Below are 16121 nucleotides of genomic sequence, written 5' to 3' on the forward strand. Positions count from 1 at the left end.
TACTTTTGAAATCTATACAAACACAAATGAAAAAATATATATTCGCTAGCATCGCTTTTGTAAGTATGTTGGTTTCGGCACAAGAAACGCCTTTCAAATTCAAAGAATTAGTTAATAATTCTGCACTTCCTATTATTTCGCAAGGAAAAACGGGAACTTGTTGGTCATTTTCGACAACTTCTTTTTTAGAATCGGAAGTGAAGCGTTTGACAGGAAAAGATGTCGATTTATCGGAAATGTATAATGTGCGTTTTACTTATCCTGTAAAAGCTTATAATTATATATATCGCCAAGGAAAAGCACAATTTAGTGAAGGAGGTTTGTCGCATGATGTATTAAACTCGGTTCGTAAAAATGGATTAGTTCCAAACGAAGTTTATGCAGGTTTTGCGAATGGAACAGATGTGAAACATAACCACGAAATGTTGGTAAAGGATTTGAAAGTTGGATTAGATTCGATTGTAAAAAATCCTAAAAAATATTTAACAGCAGATTGGAAATCAAAATTTGATCAAAAATTGAATGATAAATTAGGTGTTCCTCCGACAAAATTCAAATTCGAAGGAAAAGAATATACGCCACAAGAATTTGCAAAAGCCTTGAAAATAAATCCTGATGATTATGTAACCTTGACATCTTTTCAGCAAGCGCCTTATTATTCACAATTTATTTTACAAGTGCCAGATAATTTTTCAAATGGTTCATATTATAATTTACCGTTAGATGAATACATGAAAGTTTTGGACGAAGCATTATATAAAGGATATACAGCAGCTTTTGATACAGATGTTTCTGAAAAAACATTTTCTAAAAAGTATGGAATGGCAATTTGGCCTTCAGAAGGTTTAGAATCAGATTATTTTGTTCAGATTTTACCTGAAAAATGGGTTTCTGCTGATGAACGTCAAAAAGGTTTCGAAGATTATTCGACAGAGGATGATCATTTAATGCATATTACGGGAATTTTGAAAGATCAATTGGGAAATCAATATTATGATGTCAAAAATTCTTGGGGAACAACAGATTTAGGAAATAATGGGCATATTTATATGTCGAAACCATTTTTCAGAATGAAATCAATTGCTTTTACAGTGCACAAAGATGCGTTGTCAAAAGAAGTGAAAAAGCAATTAGGTATAAAATAAAATCACTCACAAATGAATACATTAGAACAAGCAATAGAAAAACTAGATTATAAAGGTTATTTGGATGTAGAAATTCCAAAAGGAACCGATTTGATTGCGGAAATCAATAAATTACGTAAAGAGAAAAATGCGGTGATTTTGGCGCATTATTATCAGTCAGGAGAAATTCAGGATTTAGCAGATTATTTAGGCGATTCGCTACAATTGGCTCGTGCAGCTGCAAAAACTGAAGCTGATATGATTGTTTTTTGTGGTGTTCATTTTATGGCGGAAGCCGCAAAGATTTTGAATCCGTCTAAAAAAGTGGTTTTACCAGATACAAAAGCAGGTTGTTCTTTGGCAGATTCTTGTTCGGCAGAAGGTTTGCGTGGTTTGCGTGAGCAACATCCAAATGCAATTGTGGTAAGTTATATCAATTGTGATGCGGGTGTTAAAGCAGAGTCGGATATTATTGTCACTTCTTCGAATGCGGAAGCGATTATTAATTCGTTGCCAGAAGATCAAGAAATTATTTTTGCACCAGATCGTAATTTAGGTCGATACTTAAATCAAGTTTGTAATCGCAAAATGATTTTGTGGGACGGTGCTTGTATTGTTCATGAAGCTTTTTCTTTGGAAAGAATTGCACAACAAATGGCTGATCATCCAAATGCAAAATTAATTGCGCATCCAGAAGCGCAAGAAGATTTATTGAAATTCGCACATTTTATTGGTTCAACTTCTCGTTTGTTAGATTATGTGGTAGAAAATGATGCACAAGAATTTATTGTGGCAACGGAAGAAGGAATTTTACACGAAATGCAAAAACTTGCGCCGAATAAAACATTAATTCCAGCTTTGGTTCAAGATGAATCGTGTAATTGTTCTGAATGTTTTTATATGAAATTATCCACATTAGAAAAATTATATCTGTGCATGAAATATGAATTGCCAGAAATTCAAATAGAAGAAGAATTACGAGTTAAAGCGTTAGCTGCAATTAATAGAATGTTAGATTTATCAGAAAAAATCAAATAATGGCTATTCAAGATGTATTAGTCATTGGTTCTGGAATTGCTGGACTTTCGTATGCGTTGAAAATCGCGATTCGAAATCCTGATGCGAAAATTACCATTGTAACCAAAGCAAATAAAGACGAAACCAATACGAAATATGCGCAAGGCGGAGTAGCTGTTGTGAGCGATTTCGAGAAAGATAGTTTCGAGAAACATATCGAAGATACGCTTCGTGCAGGAGATGGTTTGTGTAAGTTGGAAGCGGTTGAGGTTGTCGTAAAAGAAGCACCAGAACGTATCAATGAAATTATAGATTGGGGCGTTCGTTTTGATAAAAATAACGAAGGAATTTATGACCTTGGTCGTGAAGGTGGACATACCGAAAACAGAATTGTTCATCATAAAGATGTGACAGGTTGGGAGATTGAGCGCGCGATGTTAGAAGCAATCAAAGAATATCCAAATATTCAAGTTTTTACGCATCATTTTGTAGTAGATTTGATTACAGAACATCATTTGAATCGTATTATAACTCAGAAAACAACATGTTTTGGTGCATATATTTTAGATTTGAATACAGATAAAGTTGAACAACATTTAGCCAAAGTAACTTTGTTAGCAACAGGCGGAGTTGGTCATGTTTATAAAAATACGACGAATCCAATCATTGCAACTGGCGATGGAATAGGGTTGGCTCGACGTGCGAAAGCAACCGTTTCGGGAATGCAATTTATTCAGTTTCATCCAACAGCTTTTTATAGCGAATTTGATGGACAGTTATTTCTGATTTCGGAAGCAGTTCGTGGTTTTGGTGCGAAGTTGCGTACGAAAGATGGCCAGTTGTTTATGCACAAATATGATGAACGTGAAGAATTGGCTTCTCGTGATATTGTGGCGCGTGCGATTGACAACGAAATGAAATTGCGCGGAGATGATTATGTTTATATTGATTGTCGACATTTAGAGAAAGAAAAATTCTTGGAACATTTCCCTAATATTTACGAAAAATGTAAATCCGAAGGCTACGATATGTTTACCGAATTGGTTCCGGTTGTTCCTGCTTCGCATTATTTGTGCGGTGGAATAGACGTCGATTTAGAAGGAAAAACATCTATCGAGAATTTGTTTGCGGTTGGCGAATGTTCTAATACAGGTTTACATGGTGCAAATCGTTTAGCTTCGAATTCGTTGTTGGAAGCGATGGTTTTTGGTCATCGTGCAGCGTTAAAAACGGTCGATTTATTAAATGATAATCAATTTTCGATTTATAATTTTGAGTTTCCAGAATGGAACGAAGAAGGGATGAAAGTGCAAGAAGAATTAGTATTGATTTCTTATTTACGCAAACAATTACAAGCGATGATGAGCGAATTGGTCGGAATTGTACGAAGTGATAATCGTTTGCAAATTGCACAGAATCGTATCAATGAAATTGAGAAAATGGTCAAAGAAATTTATTATTTTACGATTGTTTCGCCTAAAATTTTAGAACTTCGAAATTTGGTTGATGTCGCACATTTAATCATTGAGCAAAGTATCAATCAAAAAGAAAATCGAGGAACTTTTTATAACAAAGATTTTAATTAATGAAGAAATTATTTCTGTTCGTTGCATGTTTTGCAATAAGTTTTTCTTTTGCTCAAAATTCGAAAGAAAAACAAAACGTAAGTTTGACTTTTGGTAAAGAAGCTAAGAAAGCGGTTGTGTATTTTGGTTGTGAAAATTTAAAAGAAAATAGCGAACTACAGGCTTGTATGAACAAAAATTTGAATCAAGATATTCAAACTCAAATTTCATTCTTTTCTAATATTGCTGATTATCTTCATATCGAAACTGCTCAATCTAAATTAGGTTTTAAAATCAATGAAGATGGTAATTTTGATGATGTCTCGACTGATGGTTCAAATCCAATTTTTAATAGTGTAGCATTGTCGAGTTTAGTTTTGTTGAACAATAAAATGGAGCGAGCTAATCTGAAAATGACGCCTGCAAAAGGAGTCGATGGAAAAGCGGTTGCGATGAAATATACAATGCCTTTACGTTACGAATCGGCAGAAAAAAATAATGATTTTGAAACTTTCCCTTCAGAAAATCGTGTATTGTTTACTTTAAAAACTGATGAAGAAACGATTGAAGTAAGAATTGATAAAGAATTTAATTTAACAACTTTTGGTAATAATGGAAGTCGAGAATATTATTTAGGAAAGTTTTCTAATCTTTTCGAAATGGCTTCTATTGATCCTTATGCAACTGCTTTTGATGTGGCTTTTAAATCTGGAGCAATTGACATTACAAAAGGTAAAATTGATGACAAAGAATATAAACTTCAAATCAAAAATTTCTTCGAAAATGATCCTTCAGTACAAGTGTTGATTACAGTTGTGCGTGAAGAAAACGGTACTTGGGCTGAATATTATGAATACAAAACCAAGAAAGAATTTAATCAATCAAAATTTGCATCCTTAACATATAGATAATGAATTTTCCTCCATATATCACACAAGAAAAATTACAACTTTTTATTCGTCAAGCTTTTTTAGAAGACGTTGGCGATGGCGATCATTCAACTTTAGCGTCGGTTCCGTATGATGCAATTCAAGAAGCTGAACTGAAAGTGAAAGATAACGGAATAATAGCTGGAATTGAATTAGCAAAAATTATTTTCGATACGTTTGATCCATCTTTAAAAATAGAACAATATATAAATGATGGCGATAAAGTTCAATTTGGTGATATTGCGTTCAAAGTGAAAGGTTCTTCGCAATCAATTTTAACTTGCGAGCGATTAGCGTTGAATTGTATGCAACGAATGTCTGGTATTGCGACTTATGCACATGAAATGATGGAATTGGTAAGCGGTACAAATGCCAAAATTTTGGATACACGAAAAACAACACCTAATTTCCGGATGTTCGAAAAATGGGCCGTTAAAATTGGAGGAGCAGAGAATCATCGTTTTGGATTATACGATATGGTGATGTTAAAAGATAATCATGTCGATTTTTGTGGAAATATTACTAAAGCAGTTGCGCAAACCAAAGATTATTTAGCAAAACATCATTTACATTTAAAAATAGAGGTGGAAACGCGCAATATGGATGAGGTAAAAGAAGCTTTGGAGGCAAATGTTGATTTTATTATGTTGGATAATTTTGATCTCGAAACGATGAAAGAAGCTGTTCAATATATAAATGGACAAGTAAAAACTGAAGCTTCGGGTGGAATTACAAAAGAATCTGTTCGTGCAATTGCCGAAACTGGTGTTGATTTTATTTCTTCTGGCGCAATTATTCATTCTGCTCCTAACTTTGACTTAAGTTTGAAAGCTGTGAAAGCTTAGTTTTTTTAACATTTTAATTCTTTTTTGTAATTAAGTATACTATACAACAGGTTTTAACGTTAGTTGTATTGTATTTGAAATAATTTGTTTGAAAATTTATTAGTATTAGCTTATAAATAAAAAAGTTATTGAATTTAATTTTATTAATACTGATTCTAAATAATTAATTTTTTCTTGAGTTTTTATCTTTTTTCTGAAAAAAAATCAGCGAAGGCTGATAATTAATGTTAAAAATTAACATTTTCGTTATGTTAATTTTTAATTAAATATTAAATAATCTTTAATATTTAATACAATTACTTCATGTAATTTAAAATATTGATAAAATATCGACTGTTTTGAATAAAATACTGTAAATAATATTTAAGATGTTAATTGATTTTATAAAATTTTACCATAATTTAACAATAATCTCATTTAAAGTATAGAAATTTGCAGAAGTAAACTTTTAAACTATTTCATAAGATGAGGTTAAACTCAATGAAGCTTTTATTAGTAGGAGCTTTTGCCTTAACGGCAACATTATCTTTCGCTCAAGTTGTTGAACCAACAGATTCTACAAAAGTTGTTCAACAAGAGGACGAAAATGTGTCTTTAGTAGAGACATTAATTATAGGTAAAGGAGTAATTGATCTAGCTGAAGACAGAAAAACACCAGTTGCATCAACTACAATTACTAAAGAACAGATAGAGCGAAGCACTGGAGGAGGTGATGATATTACCAAAGCCTTTGTTAATACACCATCTGTATATGTAGCAGGACAATCAGGAGGGTTTGGTGATTCTAGAGTTGTTACACGTGGTTTTGATCAATCTAACACGGCATTTTTATTGAATGGGCAACCAATCAATGATATGGAAAGTGGTAGAGTATATTGGTCAAACTGGTCGGGTATGTCTGATATAGCTTCTGCAATTCAAATTCAAAGAGGTTTAGGATCATCAAAAATAGCCATTTCATCTGTAGGGGGAACATATAACTTTATAACAAAAGCTACAGAAAAGAAAGAAGGAGGTGTTTTTAGAGCAGGAATAGCAAATGACGATTATTACACTTCGACATTAGCCTACAATACAGGGTTAATCAATAATAAATTTGGTGTTTCCTTATTATTAAGTCATTGGCAAGGTAACGGATACAATGATGGTACTAAAGGTCAAGGACAAAATTATTTTATCTCATTTGGCTATAAACCATCTAAAAATCATACATTAAACTTCTTATTGACAGGAGCACCTCAGTGGCATGATCAAAATTATGCTCAACCAATATCAACTCTTTTGAAATATGGGCGTAAGTTCAATGGAAATCAAGGTTATTTACATGGTGAACTGTATAATGAAAGAAGAAATTTCTACCATAAACCCGTAATGAATATAAACTGGGATTTTGATATAAATGATAAAACTAGTTTATCTACAGTTCTTTATGGTTCTTGGGGTCGTGGAGGAGGAACAGGACCTTTGGGTAGAGCGACAACTGACTCTGATACAGGATTAAAATTAATCCAAAATCAGTTTGATAGACAAAGTCAAGCAGGTGGAGCTTCTAGTTATGCCATAAGATCTAACGTAAACAATCATCAATGGTATGGAATGCTTTCTAATCTAAAGCATAAATTCACAGACAAATTAAATTTGAATGTAGGTTTTGATCTTAGAGCATACGAAGGAGATCATTTTCAACAATTAGCGAATTTAATGGGAGGTGATTACTACACTGTAAGATCGGGGACAAATGTTAGATATCCAAATGGTTATAATGTTTCCAAAACGTTTTCTACAAATGATCCATGGAAATTGAATAATTACGCTAAGAATGACACAGAAAAAACGAGTTATGATGATAGAGAAAGAGTGAATTATGGAGGTTTATTTACTCAGTTAGAGTATTCAACAGATGCATTTAGTACATTTTTTCAAGGATCGGTATCTAATCAAACTAATCAACGTTGGGATTATTTTAAATATACTGAAGAAAACGAAAAATCTGAAAAATTATCAAACTGGGGATATAACCTAAAAGGAGGTGTTAGTTTTACTATAGCAGAAAATCACATGATTTTTGCCAACTCTGGATTCTATTCTCGCCAGCCATTTAGTAGAGCTTTATTTTTAAGAAATAGTAATGAAGCAAATAATAATACTAAAAATGAAGAGGTATTAGGTATAGAGTTTGGATATAAATTCAAAGCTAGAAATTTTTGGGCAAACTTGAATGGATATTACACAAATTGGAAAAATCGTGTAACAACAGACTCTAGAACTGCTACATCAACTGATATAAGTAAATACGGCGTAGAAAGTGGTTCAATTATAAATTTAGTAAACCAAGGTGTTGAACAAAGACATAAAGGACTAGAACTGGAAATGGGATACAAACTAATGAGAGTATTAGAATTGACAGGTTTCGCTTCTTTAGGAGATTGGGAATATAGAGGACAATCTACGACATTTGTATATGGAGATAATCAAAATTACTTAGATACTACAAGCGAAAACCTTGATAAATTGAAAGTAGGAGATGCTGCACAAACACAATTTGGATTAGGTATGAATTATAAAGTCATAAAGAGTATTTCTGTTAATGCAAATTATCGCTATCAAGGAGATTTATATAGTTCAAGAGTTAGTTCTGTAGTTGATGATACATCAACAAGTGGATCTGGTAATTTAAAATTGCCTTCATACAATTTAATGGATGCTGGTATTTCTTGGGAGCATAAATTAACAGATAGAAATAAATTAACTTTACGTTTTAATGTAAATAATGTATTTAACCACATTTATATTTCTGAAGCAACTACAAACTATCAAGCAGATTACAAAGGAGCTGATACATATAAAGGAATTAACGTAAACAACCAAGTTTATTTCGGATACGGAAGAACATGGAATGCTACAATAAAAATTACAATATAATTAGTTGTTATATATAATTTATAAAAAAACCAATCTATTAAAGATTGGTTTTTTTGTTGATAAAATTCAAGTTAATGGTTCACTCATGTATTTTTTGTTTCTATCTTTGGGACAGGTAATTTTACAAAAATGATTCAGCCCAACTTTTTAAAAGAAGGTGATAAAATAGCAATTGTAGCTCCAGCCAAACAAATGTTGTTTGGAGAATTGGACGAAGTAATTCAATTAATAAAAACTTGGAAATTAACTCCTGTATTAGGAGAAAATGTTTATGCTGAATTTGATTTGGGATATCATTATGCAGGAACTGATGAATTAAGAACAGAAGATTTTCAGTGGGCTTTGGATAATGATGATATTAAAGCTATTTGGTGTGCGAGAGGAGGATATGGATCTGTAAAAATTATAGACAGCTTAAACATAGATAAATTTAGAGAAAACCCAAAATGGATTATTGGTTATTCTGATATTACAGTTTTTCATAATCATTTTAACCGATTAGGTTTCCAAACTTTACATGGAGTTACTGCAAAAAAATTAGCAGATACAATTTATCATCCTTCATCATATCAAAGTGTTTATGATGTTTTGTTTGGAAACAAAATAGAATATCATATAAAAGATAGTCATCGTTTTAATCAGCTAGGAGAAGTAGAAGGAGAATTAGTAGGAGGTAATTTGTCCATTGTTTATTCACTTTTGGGAAGTGAATCAGCTATAAATAATCCTCAAAATAAAATATTATTTTTAGAGGATTGGTTTGAAAACTGGTATGCAGTAGATAGAATGATGATGAATCTAAAAAGGAATAATATTCTAAATCAAGTAAAAGGAATAATTTTAGGAAATTTTACTCATATGGATACTGAAGATGAGAATAAAGAAAATTATAATCATCCTTTTGATTCAACGACTTATGAAGTAATACATAGTTTTACAAAAGATTTAAATATTCCTATAGCATTTAATTTTCCATCAGGACATACAGGACATAATGTTGCGCTTAAAATGGGGGCAAAAGTCAGATTGAATATAACTTCAAATAGTGTAAATTTGTATTTTATAGAATAATAGATATGAAACAAGATAATTTAACCATCATTACTCATCCATTAGTAAAAGCTAAAATTACGCAAATGCGTGATAAAGAAACAACTACAAAAGAATTTGGAGAGTTAGTTGATGAAATTTCAGGATTAATGTGTTATGAAATTACACGTAATCTAGAACTAGAAGAAATCGAGGTTGAAACTCCAATTACTAAAACAATTGGTTATAAGATAAAAGGTAGTGATATGGCTATTGTTCCAATTTTACGGGCAGGATTGGGAATGGTAAAAGGAATTCATCAATTAATTCCAACTGCGAAAGTTGGTCATATTGGGCTTTACCGCGATCATGATACATTGCAACCTGTCGAATATTTGTGTAAACTACCAACCGATTTAGATTCTCGCGATGTGATTTTGGTAGATCCAATGTTAGCAACCGGAGGTTCTGCAATCAAAGCAATTGAAATTCTAAAAGAGAAAGGAGCAAAATCTGTTCGTTTGGCTTGTTTAGTTGGTTGTCCAGAAGGAGTGGAAGCGGTACAAAATGTTTATCCAGAAGTTCCAATTTTCTTAGCTGCTTTGGATGAAAAATTGAATGAAAATGGATACATCGTTCCAGGTTTAGGTGATGCTGGAGATCGTTTGTACGGGACAAAATAATTTTTTTGAATGAGTATTAGTTACGATTTCGGAAAAGAAGCAGAAGATTTTGCCGTTAATTATTTAATCCAAAATGGATACAAAATATTGGCTCGAAATTATTTTTTCAGAAAAGCCGAAATCGATATTATTGCTCAATTTGAAAATGAGATTGTTATTATAGAGGTTAAGAGTCGTACTTCAAATTATGTTGCGGAGCCAGAAAGTTCTGTTAACACAAAGAAGAAGAAATTGTTAATTCTTGCCGCAGATGATTTTATTCAGAAAAATAATTTTATTTCTGAGGTAAGATTTGATATTTTAGCACTTTTAAAAAAACAACAATCTTGGAGCGTAAATCATATCAAAAATGCATTTAATGCTTCGGAAATTTAATCAACTTTTATGGAAGTATTTATGAGTCTTTTTGACTTTATTATGCATATCGACCAACATTTAGCAGAGTTTGCAAATGAATATGGTTTGTGGTTGTATGCAATTTTATTTTTAATCATTTTCGTGGAAACAGGTGTAGTTGTGATGCCTTTTTTACCTGGAGATTCATTGTTGTTTGCGGCAGGGATGTTAGCTGCACAAGAAACAAATGATATGAATGTGTGGATTATGATTGCAATTCTTTTGGTGGCCGCGATACTCGGTGATACATTGAATTATACCATCGGAAAGAAAGTTGGTTACAAAGCAACTAAAGTTAAGATTTTTGGTAAAAATTTCATCCAAGAAGAACATATCAATAAAACGCACGAATTCTACGAAAAATACGGTTCAAAAACCATTGTAATTGCACGTTTTGTACCAATTGTAAGAACTTTAGCGCCTTTCGTTGCAGGAATTGGGAGAATGGGATACTCTATTTTCATTACATATAATGTGATTGGAGCCGTGTTATGGGTTGTTGGTTTAACACTTATTGGATACTTTTTAGGAAATATAGAATGGGTTCAAAATAATTTTTCTAAAGTAATTTTAGGAATAACAATCGCTTCTGTACTTCCAATTTTAGTGGAAATTATCAAAGAAAAGTTCGGCAAAAAAAAGGTAGCTGAACAAGAATAACTATAAAAACTTAACTCGACTTCGGTCGAGTTTTTTTATACCTTTAAATCATGGAAATTTTAGATTATATTCTACATATCGATAAATATTTAGAAACCATTTTGAATGATTATCAACATTGGTTTTACTTGATTTTATTTCTCTTAATCTTTATCGAAACAGGTTTGGTTGTCATGCCTTTTTTACCTGGCGATTCGCTTTTATTTGCAGCAGGGATGTTAGCTGCGGCTTTTCCAGCTCAACTCAATATTTATATTGTATTAGGTTTACTTTGGATCGCGGCAATTGCAGGCGACACAGTCAATTATACGATTGGGAAAACCTTAGGAACGAAATTAGTTACAACTAAAATTTTCGGTAAACGAATTATTAAAGATTCTGCGATACTAAAGACCGAAGATTTCTTTACAAAATATGGTTCAAAAACCATTGTAATTGCACGTTTTGTTCCGATTGTAAGAACGCTTGCACCTTTCGTTGCAGGGATTTCTAAAATGCATTATGGCACATTTATCAAATATAATTTTATCGGAGGAACAATTTGGGTTTTCGGGATTACATTGGCTGGCTATTTCCTTGGAACAATTCCATTTATCAAAAACAATTTCGAGATAGTTGTCATGGCAATTATTGTGTTTTCTTTAATTCCAATTATTGTAGAATTCGTCAAAGAGAAAATGAAGAAATAAAAAAATGAACACAGAAAATTCGATTTTCATCATCTTACTTTTGTTGATTATCTTTTTACCTATTATTTTATTTATCATTGATTCACAAAAAGAATATAAACACGAAAATGATGAAGTTATTCGCGTCAAGATTGCTTTTGTAAGCTATATTTCAGTTTTCAATACGATTCTTTTCGCAATTCTTTGTCTCACTTTTTTATTTGTAGCTTATCAGTTATTGTTTGTGAAAGATTTCACTTTAACAAACATAATTATTGGAATGATTTCTTTGATACTATTCTTTGCTTTTATTATTCCAATTTCGAATACTTACAATCATCTCTTCAAGGAATCTAAGCGCGAGATTTATTTTTTCAGGAATAAAAAAGCTTTGTTAGTTATAGAAAAAGAAACAGAAGTTACAATAGATTTAGAAGATGAAATGATTGAAATCAATCATGAAGTTTCTAATAAAAGTTCTAAATATCAAACTGGTCATGGTAAATATAATTTTATTCAGAATGAAAACGTCGTTTCAATTTCAGATTTAATCAACTTTCCACAAGATTTTCTTGATCAAAATAATATTGTACAAGTTAAAGTTTCGAAACTTTTTATTTGGATTTAGATAATCATTCAAATAATTCATATCTTCTATCCTCAAAAATATCAACTAATGAAAAACATATTAATTATTTGCTCTATCCTTTTTTCTTTTGTTGTAAATGCACAACAAGGTTATCCCGTTCCTCCAAAATCAGAAAATAGATTATTTTATATTCAACACAACGACAATAAAAATACGTTTGTTTACGATGCGCTTTTTTCGAGCAAAGGGATTTTAGATGATGATAATCCAGTTGATATTTATCGCATTCTTTATGCTGAAGATGGTTCGAAAAAGCCCTTGACTTCTATACAAAAGAAATTGGCGTATGGTTTGGACATCAAGAAAATTGAAAAGAATGTTTTTCAGTTGACATTGGTTTCTTATCCAACTCAAAAATTAACGCTTAAACTTGATTCTCAAAAAAATCCAATTGTTCAAACAACTGTTAATAACAAGTTGATAACATTGAATCGCGTTTTCTTGAAACAGAAAAAAGGAACGGCAGGAATTTCGGTAAAGCTTGATTATATTTTATTTTACGGAAAAGATAAAAACGGAAAATCTGTAGAAGAGAAAATTGTTCTCTAAAAAAATCTTCCTAAATTAGAATCTGTAAGACGCAATTTAATAGCATATGATCGAAGTAAAAGAGGTGAACACGCCAAGTGAAATGAAGAAATTTGTCGATTTACCTTTTGAAGTGTATAAAGATAATCCGTATTGGGTGCCTTCTTTAAAGAAAGATGAACTCGCAAGTTTTGATAAAAATAATGCAATTTTTGAGACGGTTGATGCTAACTATTTTTTAGCTTACAAAGGCAAAGAAGTGGTTGGACGAATTGTTTCGATTATTAATTGGACCGAAGTAAAAGAACTTGGAAAGACTAAAATTCGGTTTGGTTGGTTAGTTTTTAAAGACGATATCAACATTCTTGAAGCGTTGTTAACAACTGTTGAAAACATAGCTAAAAACAATAAATTGAGTTATATAGAAGGTCCGATGGGATTTTCGAATATGGATAAAGCTGGATTATTAACAGAAGGATTTGATAAAGTTGCCACTCTAATCGGTTTATATAATTACGAATATTATCCAACATATTTGCAAGAATTAGGTTATCAACCAAAAGCCGAATGGTTAGAATATTCTATTGATATTGCGAATTTGGGCAAGGTAAAGCAAATGGATAAATTGTGCGAAATGCTCAAAAAACGTTACGAAATTGATACGTATAAATTTGATACAATTGACGAAATGTTACCTTATGTTGATGAGATGTTCGATTTGTTGAATGTGACGTATGCAGAATTGCAAAGTTTTGTCCCGATAGAAAAATTTCAGGTTGAACATTACAAAAAGAAATATCTAAAATTTATTCATCCTGATTTTATTTCGTGTGTAAAAGATAAAAACAACAAAATGATTGCTTTTGCGATTACAATGCCTTCATTTTCGAAAGCTTTCCAGAAAACGAAAGGAAAGTTGTTCCCATTTGGTTGGTGGCATTTGATGCAAGCGCAAAAAAAGAACGATCATGTCGAATTTTATTTGATTGGAATTGATCCTCATTATCAAAATAAAGGTGTAAATGCCTTGATTTTTAAAGAACTTTATGATCGATTTATAGCAAGAGGAATTAAAACTTTAGAAACTAATCCTTTGCTTGAGGAAAATACAAAAGTGCAACAACTATGGAAAAACTTTGATCCTGTTATCCATAAACGTAGAAAAACATTTTATAAAAATATAGAAGAATAAAAAAATGGTTAGAACCTAAATTCTAACCATTTTCTATATCAACTAAGCTTGTGGTTGATTATTTTTCGCATTATCTTCTGCATCATCATCTGTGTCAACCCAATCTCTAATTGTACTTTCAATTTCTTCGATTGTTTTTCCTGTTTTTTCTTGAATTTTTCCAACGATATCGTCAAATTTTCCATTCAAAAAAGTATCATCATCATCAAACCAATCTCCAAATTTTTGTTTAACAGATCCTTTGATTTGATTCCATTTTCCTTCTAATTGTAATTTGTCCATAATTTTTGTTTTATAAGTTGTTAATAGATTTGTTATCTATAACGAACAAATATTAAACCATAGATAATGAAATAATTATAAATTAATGTTAAAAAAAATGAAGAATAATTTCCTTAGAAAACTGCGAAGTAAATCAAAATTATGATGATAATAACAACCACTATAAATTCAAAAATGGGGATAGTTCTACCTCCAGATTTCAAATTTCTTTTTCTTTTCGAATACATACCAAACCAACTTATAACCAAATAATGATCTAAATTTATGAAAAATATTATAAATCATTAGAAAACAATAAATCATAAAAAAAGACTTTGAAAATATTTCAAAGTCTTTTCTGTTGTACGGGCGGGGAGACTCGAACTCCCACACCTTGCGGCACTAGATCCTAAGTCTAGCGTGTCTACCAATTCCACCACGCCCGCTAAAATCTCACCGATTTGGATTGCAAATATACACAAGTTTTCTTTCTAACAAAATTTCGAAATAAAATTTTTTTAATCTTTTTTTACATTCTAAATTTGTACAAAGCTTTTACAAAAATGGAAATTACAGGAAGAATTAAAAAAGTATTTGAAACTCAAAATATTACTGCAAGTTTCAAGAAAAGAGAATTCGTTGTTACAACGCAAGAACAATATCCACAAGATATTTTAATTGAGCTTACACAAGATAAGACAGACGTGTTGAATGCTTACAAACCTGGTGATGAAGTGAAAGTTTCTATCAACATTCGTGGTCGCGAGTGGGTGAACCCAGAAGGTGTAGCAAGATATTTCAATACAATCCAAGCGTGGAGAATTGAAAATATGGCAAATGCAGCTGCACAAGCACCTCAAGGTTACGATAATTTTGCACCAGCGCCTCCAGTAGATACTTTTTCTAACGGAGATGATGATGATTTACCATTCTAAGGAAAACAAAACATCAATTAATACTAAACGTGTTCTTTATTGGACACGTTTTTTTAATTTTATATAAATTATACACAAAACGATATGTATTGGTTAAGTTCTGATTTAATCTTTCCTGATTACGATGAAGTGAATAGCGAGGGAATTATAGCTGTTGGAGGAGATCTTTCGCCAGAACGCCTAATTTTGGCTTATCAGAAAGGAATTTTTCCTTGGTTTAATGAAGAAGATCCAATTATTTGGTGGTTTCCACAAGATCGATTTGTTTTATTTCCAGAAAATTTACATGTTTCGAAATCGATGAAGAAAGTTTTTCGAGATCAAATATTTACGTATTCAGAAAATAAAGCGTTTCGAGAAGTGATTACAAATTGTTCGAAAGCGTATAGAAAGGATCAGGACGGAACGTGGATTACAAATGATATGATCGAAGCATATTGTATTTTACATAAAATGGGAATTGCTAAAAGTATCGAAGTTTGGCAAAACGACGAATTGGTTGGCGGTTTTTATGGAATTGATATGGGCGATGTTTTTTGTGGAGAAAGTATGTTTGCGAAAGTGAGCAATGCTTCCAAAGCGGGTTTTATACAATTTGTTGCAAAATATCACAAGAAATATAAATTGATCGATTGTCAAGTTTATACAGAGCATTTAGCGAGTTTGGGTGCAATGGAAATTCCGAGTGATGTTTTTTTGGAATATTTGGAGAAATAAA

General features: G+C 31.6%; 17 protein-coding genes and 1 tRNA gene. 16 read left to right on the top strand and 2 right to left on the bottom strand.

All coding sequences use genetic code 11. The annotated features are described in order from the left end of the window. The first annotated feature begins 26 nt into the window (after positions 1-26). From N5D03_RS01240 to N5D03_RS01305, 14 genes are all read left to right on the top strand, one after another. Complete coding sequence (locus tag N5D03_RS01240; RefSeq protein WP_280050722.1) at positions 27-1145, top strand: C1 family peptidase; 1119 nt, start codon at positions 27-29, stop codon at positions 1143-1145. Between the two features lie 12 nt (positions 1146-1157). Continuing rightward, positions 1158-2162 carry a quinolinate synthase NadA gene (nadA, locus tag N5D03_RS01245; protein WP_038337116.1) on the top strand — a complete coding sequence of 335 codons (1005 nt, stop codon included), beginning with the start codon at positions 1158-1160 and terminating at the stop codon, positions 2160-2162. Then, positions 2162-3727 carry an L-aspartate oxidase gene (gene nadB / locus N5D03_RS01250; RefSeq protein WP_221856070.1) on the top strand — a complete coding sequence of 522 codons (1566 nt, stop codon included), beginning with the start codon at positions 2162-2164 and terminating at the stop codon, positions 3725-3727. The genes nadA and nadB overlap by 1 nt, the downstream gene beginning before the upstream one ends. Beyond that, on the top strand, positions 3727-4617 hold the full coding sequence (locus N5D03_RS01255; RefSeq protein WP_114998683.1) for a hypothetical protein: 891 nt from the start codon (positions 3727-3729) through the stop codon (positions 4615-4617). Before nadB ends, N5D03_RS01255 begins: the two co-directional genes overlap by 1 nt. Further along, positions 4617-5480 carry a carboxylating nicotinate-nucleotide diphosphorylase gene (nadC, locus tag N5D03_RS01260; RefSeq protein WP_280050723.1) on the top strand — a complete coding sequence of 288 codons (864 nt, stop codon included), beginning with the start codon at positions 4617-4619 and terminating at the stop codon, positions 5478-5480. The genes N5D03_RS01255 and nadC overlap by 1 nt, the downstream gene beginning before the upstream one ends. Before the next feature lie 480 nt (positions 5481-5960). Continuing rightward, the gene (locus N5D03_RS01265; RefSeq protein ID WP_280050724.1) at positions 5961-8402 is read left to right on the top strand and encodes a TonB-dependent receptor; all 2442 of its coding nucleotides are present in this window, start codon (positions 5961-5963) and stop codon (positions 8400-8402) included. A 129-nt stretch (positions 8403-8531) separates the two neighbouring features. Further along, positions 8532-9473, top strand: a complete 942-nt coding sequence (locus N5D03_RS01270; protein WP_114998688.1) for an LD-carboxypeptidase — start codon at positions 8532-8534, stop codon at positions 9471-9473. A gap of 5 nt (positions 9474-9478) precedes the next feature. Next, positions 9479-10114: a uracil phosphoribosyltransferase gene (upp, locus tag N5D03_RS01275; RefSeq protein WP_280050725.1), complete on the top strand. Its 636-nt coding sequence runs from the start codon at positions 9479-9481 to the stop codon at positions 10112-10114. Between the two features lie 9 nt (positions 10115-10123). Beyond that, positions 10124-10489, top strand: coding sequence for a YraN family protein (locus tag N5D03_RS01280; RefSeq protein ID WP_125349580.1), 366 nt, complete (start codon positions 10124-10126; stop codon positions 10487-10489). A gap of 9 nt (positions 10490-10498) precedes the next feature. Next, positions 10499-11170, top strand: coding sequence for a DedA family protein (locus tag N5D03_RS01285; protein ID WP_180905395.1), 672 nt, complete (start codon positions 10499-10501; stop codon positions 11168-11170). 50 nt (positions 11171-11220) lie between these two features. Continuing rightward, positions 11221-11859, top strand: a complete 639-nt coding sequence (locus tag N5D03_RS01290; protein ID WP_280050726.1) for a VTT domain-containing protein — start codon at positions 11221-11223, stop codon at positions 11857-11859. Positions 11860-11863: 4 nt separating this feature from the next. Further along, positions 11864-12466 (top strand): hypothetical protein, encoded by a 603-nt coding sequence (locus tag N5D03_RS01295; protein ID WP_280050727.1) that lies wholly within the window; start codon positions 11864-11866, stop codon positions 12464-12466. A 48-nt stretch (positions 12467-12514) separates the two neighbouring features. Then, positions 12515-13036, top strand: coding sequence for a DUF4833 domain-containing protein (locus N5D03_RS01300; protein WP_280050728.1), 522 nt, complete (start codon positions 12515-12517; stop codon positions 13034-13036). 46 nt (positions 13037-13082) lie between these two features. Continuing rightward, on the top strand, positions 13083-14207 hold the full coding sequence (locus tag N5D03_RS01305) for a GNAT family N-acetyltransferase (protein ID WP_280050729.1): 1125 nt from the start codon (positions 13083-13085) through the stop codon (positions 14205-14207). Positions 14208-14249: 42 nt separating this feature from the next. On the opposite strand, the gene N5D03_RS01310 is transcribed toward N5D03_RS01305, so the two are convergent. Together N5D03_RS01310 and N5D03_RS01315 are read right to left on the bottom strand one after the other, a co-directional pair. Further along, positions 14250-14489, bottom strand: coding sequence for a CsbD family protein (locus N5D03_RS01310; RefSeq protein ID WP_280050730.1), 240 nt, complete (start codon positions 14487-14489; stop codon positions 14250-14252). A 343-nt stretch (positions 14490-14832) separates the two neighbouring features. Beyond that, positions 14833-14914, bottom strand: a tRNA-Leu gene (locus tag N5D03_RS01315). A gap of 117 nt (positions 14915-15031) precedes the next feature. Here N5D03_RS01315 and N5D03_RS01320 point away from each other — a divergent pair. Together N5D03_RS01320 and aat are read left to right on the top strand one after the other, a co-directional pair. Next, positions 15032-15403 carry a DUF3127 domain-containing protein gene (locus N5D03_RS01320; protein WP_038336420.1) on the top strand — a complete coding sequence of 124 codons (372 nt, stop codon included), beginning with the start codon at positions 15032-15034 and terminating at the stop codon, positions 15401-15403. 84 nt (positions 15404-15487) lie between these two features. Continuing rightward, entirely contained in the window at positions 15488-16120 is a 633-nt protein-coding gene (aat, locus tag N5D03_RS01325) for a leucyl/phenylalanyl-tRNA--protein transferase (RefSeq protein WP_280050731.1), read from the top strand. Position 16121 lies beyond the last annotated feature (1 nt).

Origin of the sequence: Empedobacter sp. GD03861, assembly GCF_029840885.1 — a bacterium.
Lineage (GTDB): Bacteria > Bacteroidota > Bacteroidia > Flavobacteriales > Weeksellaceae > Empedobacter > Empedobacter falsenii_B.

Coding starts and splice junctions, on each gene's coding strand:
- N5D03_RS01280 (WP_125349580.1), top strand. CDS start 10,124: ATGAGTATTAGTTACGATTTCGGAAAAGAAGCAGAAGATTTTGCCGTT.
- N5D03_RS01270 (WP_114998688.1), top strand. CDS start 8,532: ATGATTCAGCCCAACTTTTTAAAAGAAGGTGATAAAATAGCAATTGTA.
- N5D03_RS01295 (WP_280050727.1), top strand. CDS start 11,864: ATGAACACAGAAAATTCGATTTTCATCATCTTACTTTTGTTGATTATC.
- N5D03_RS01265 (WP_280050724.1), top strand. CDS start 5,961: ATGAAGCTTTTATTAGTAGGAGCTTTTGCCTTAACGGCAACATTATCT.
- nadA (WP_038337116.1), top strand. CDS start 1,158: ATGAATACATTAGAACAAGCAATAGAAAAACTAGATTATAAAGGTTAT.
- N5D03_RS01300 (WP_280050728.1), top strand. CDS start 12,515: ATGAAAAACATATTAATTATTTGCTCTATCCTTTTTTCTTTTGTTGTA.
- nadC (WP_280050723.1), top strand. CDS start 4,617: ATGAATTTTCCTCCATATATCACACAAGAAAAATTACAACTTTTTATT.
- N5D03_RS01240 (WP_280050722.1), top strand. CDS start 27: ATGAAAAAATATATATTCGCTAGCATCGCTTTTGTAAGTATGTTGGTT.
- N5D03_RS01285 (WP_180905395.1), top strand. CDS start 10,499: ATGGAAGTATTTATGAGTCTTTTTGACTTTATTATGCATATCGACCAA.
- N5D03_RS01255 (WP_114998683.1), top strand. CDS start 3,727: ATGAAGAAATTATTTCTGTTCGTTGCATGTTTTGCAATAAGTTTTTCT.
- upp (WP_280050725.1), top strand. CDS start 9,479: ATGAAACAAGATAATTTAACCATCATTACTCATCCATTAGTAAAAGCT.
- N5D03_RS01320 (WP_038336420.1), top strand. CDS start 15,032: ATGGAAATTACAGGAAGAATTAAAAAAGTATTTGAAACTCAAAATATT.
- nadB (WP_221856070.1), top strand. CDS start 2,162: ATGGCTATTCAAGATGTATTAGTCATTGGTTCTGGAATTGCTGGACTT.
- aat (WP_280050731.1), top strand. CDS start 15,488: ATGTATTGGTTAAGTTCTGATTTAATCTTTCCTGATTACGATGAAGTG.
- N5D03_RS01305 (WP_280050729.1), top strand. CDS start 13,083: ATGATCGAAGTAAAAGAGGTGAACACGCCAAGTGAAATGAAGAAATTT.
- N5D03_RS01290 (WP_280050726.1), top strand. CDS start 11,221: ATGGAAATTTTAGATTATATTCTACATATCGATAAATATTTAGAAACC.
- N5D03_RS01310 (WP_280050730.1), bottom strand. CDS start 14,489: ATGGACAAATTACAATTAGAAGGAAAATGGAATCAAATCAAAGGATCT.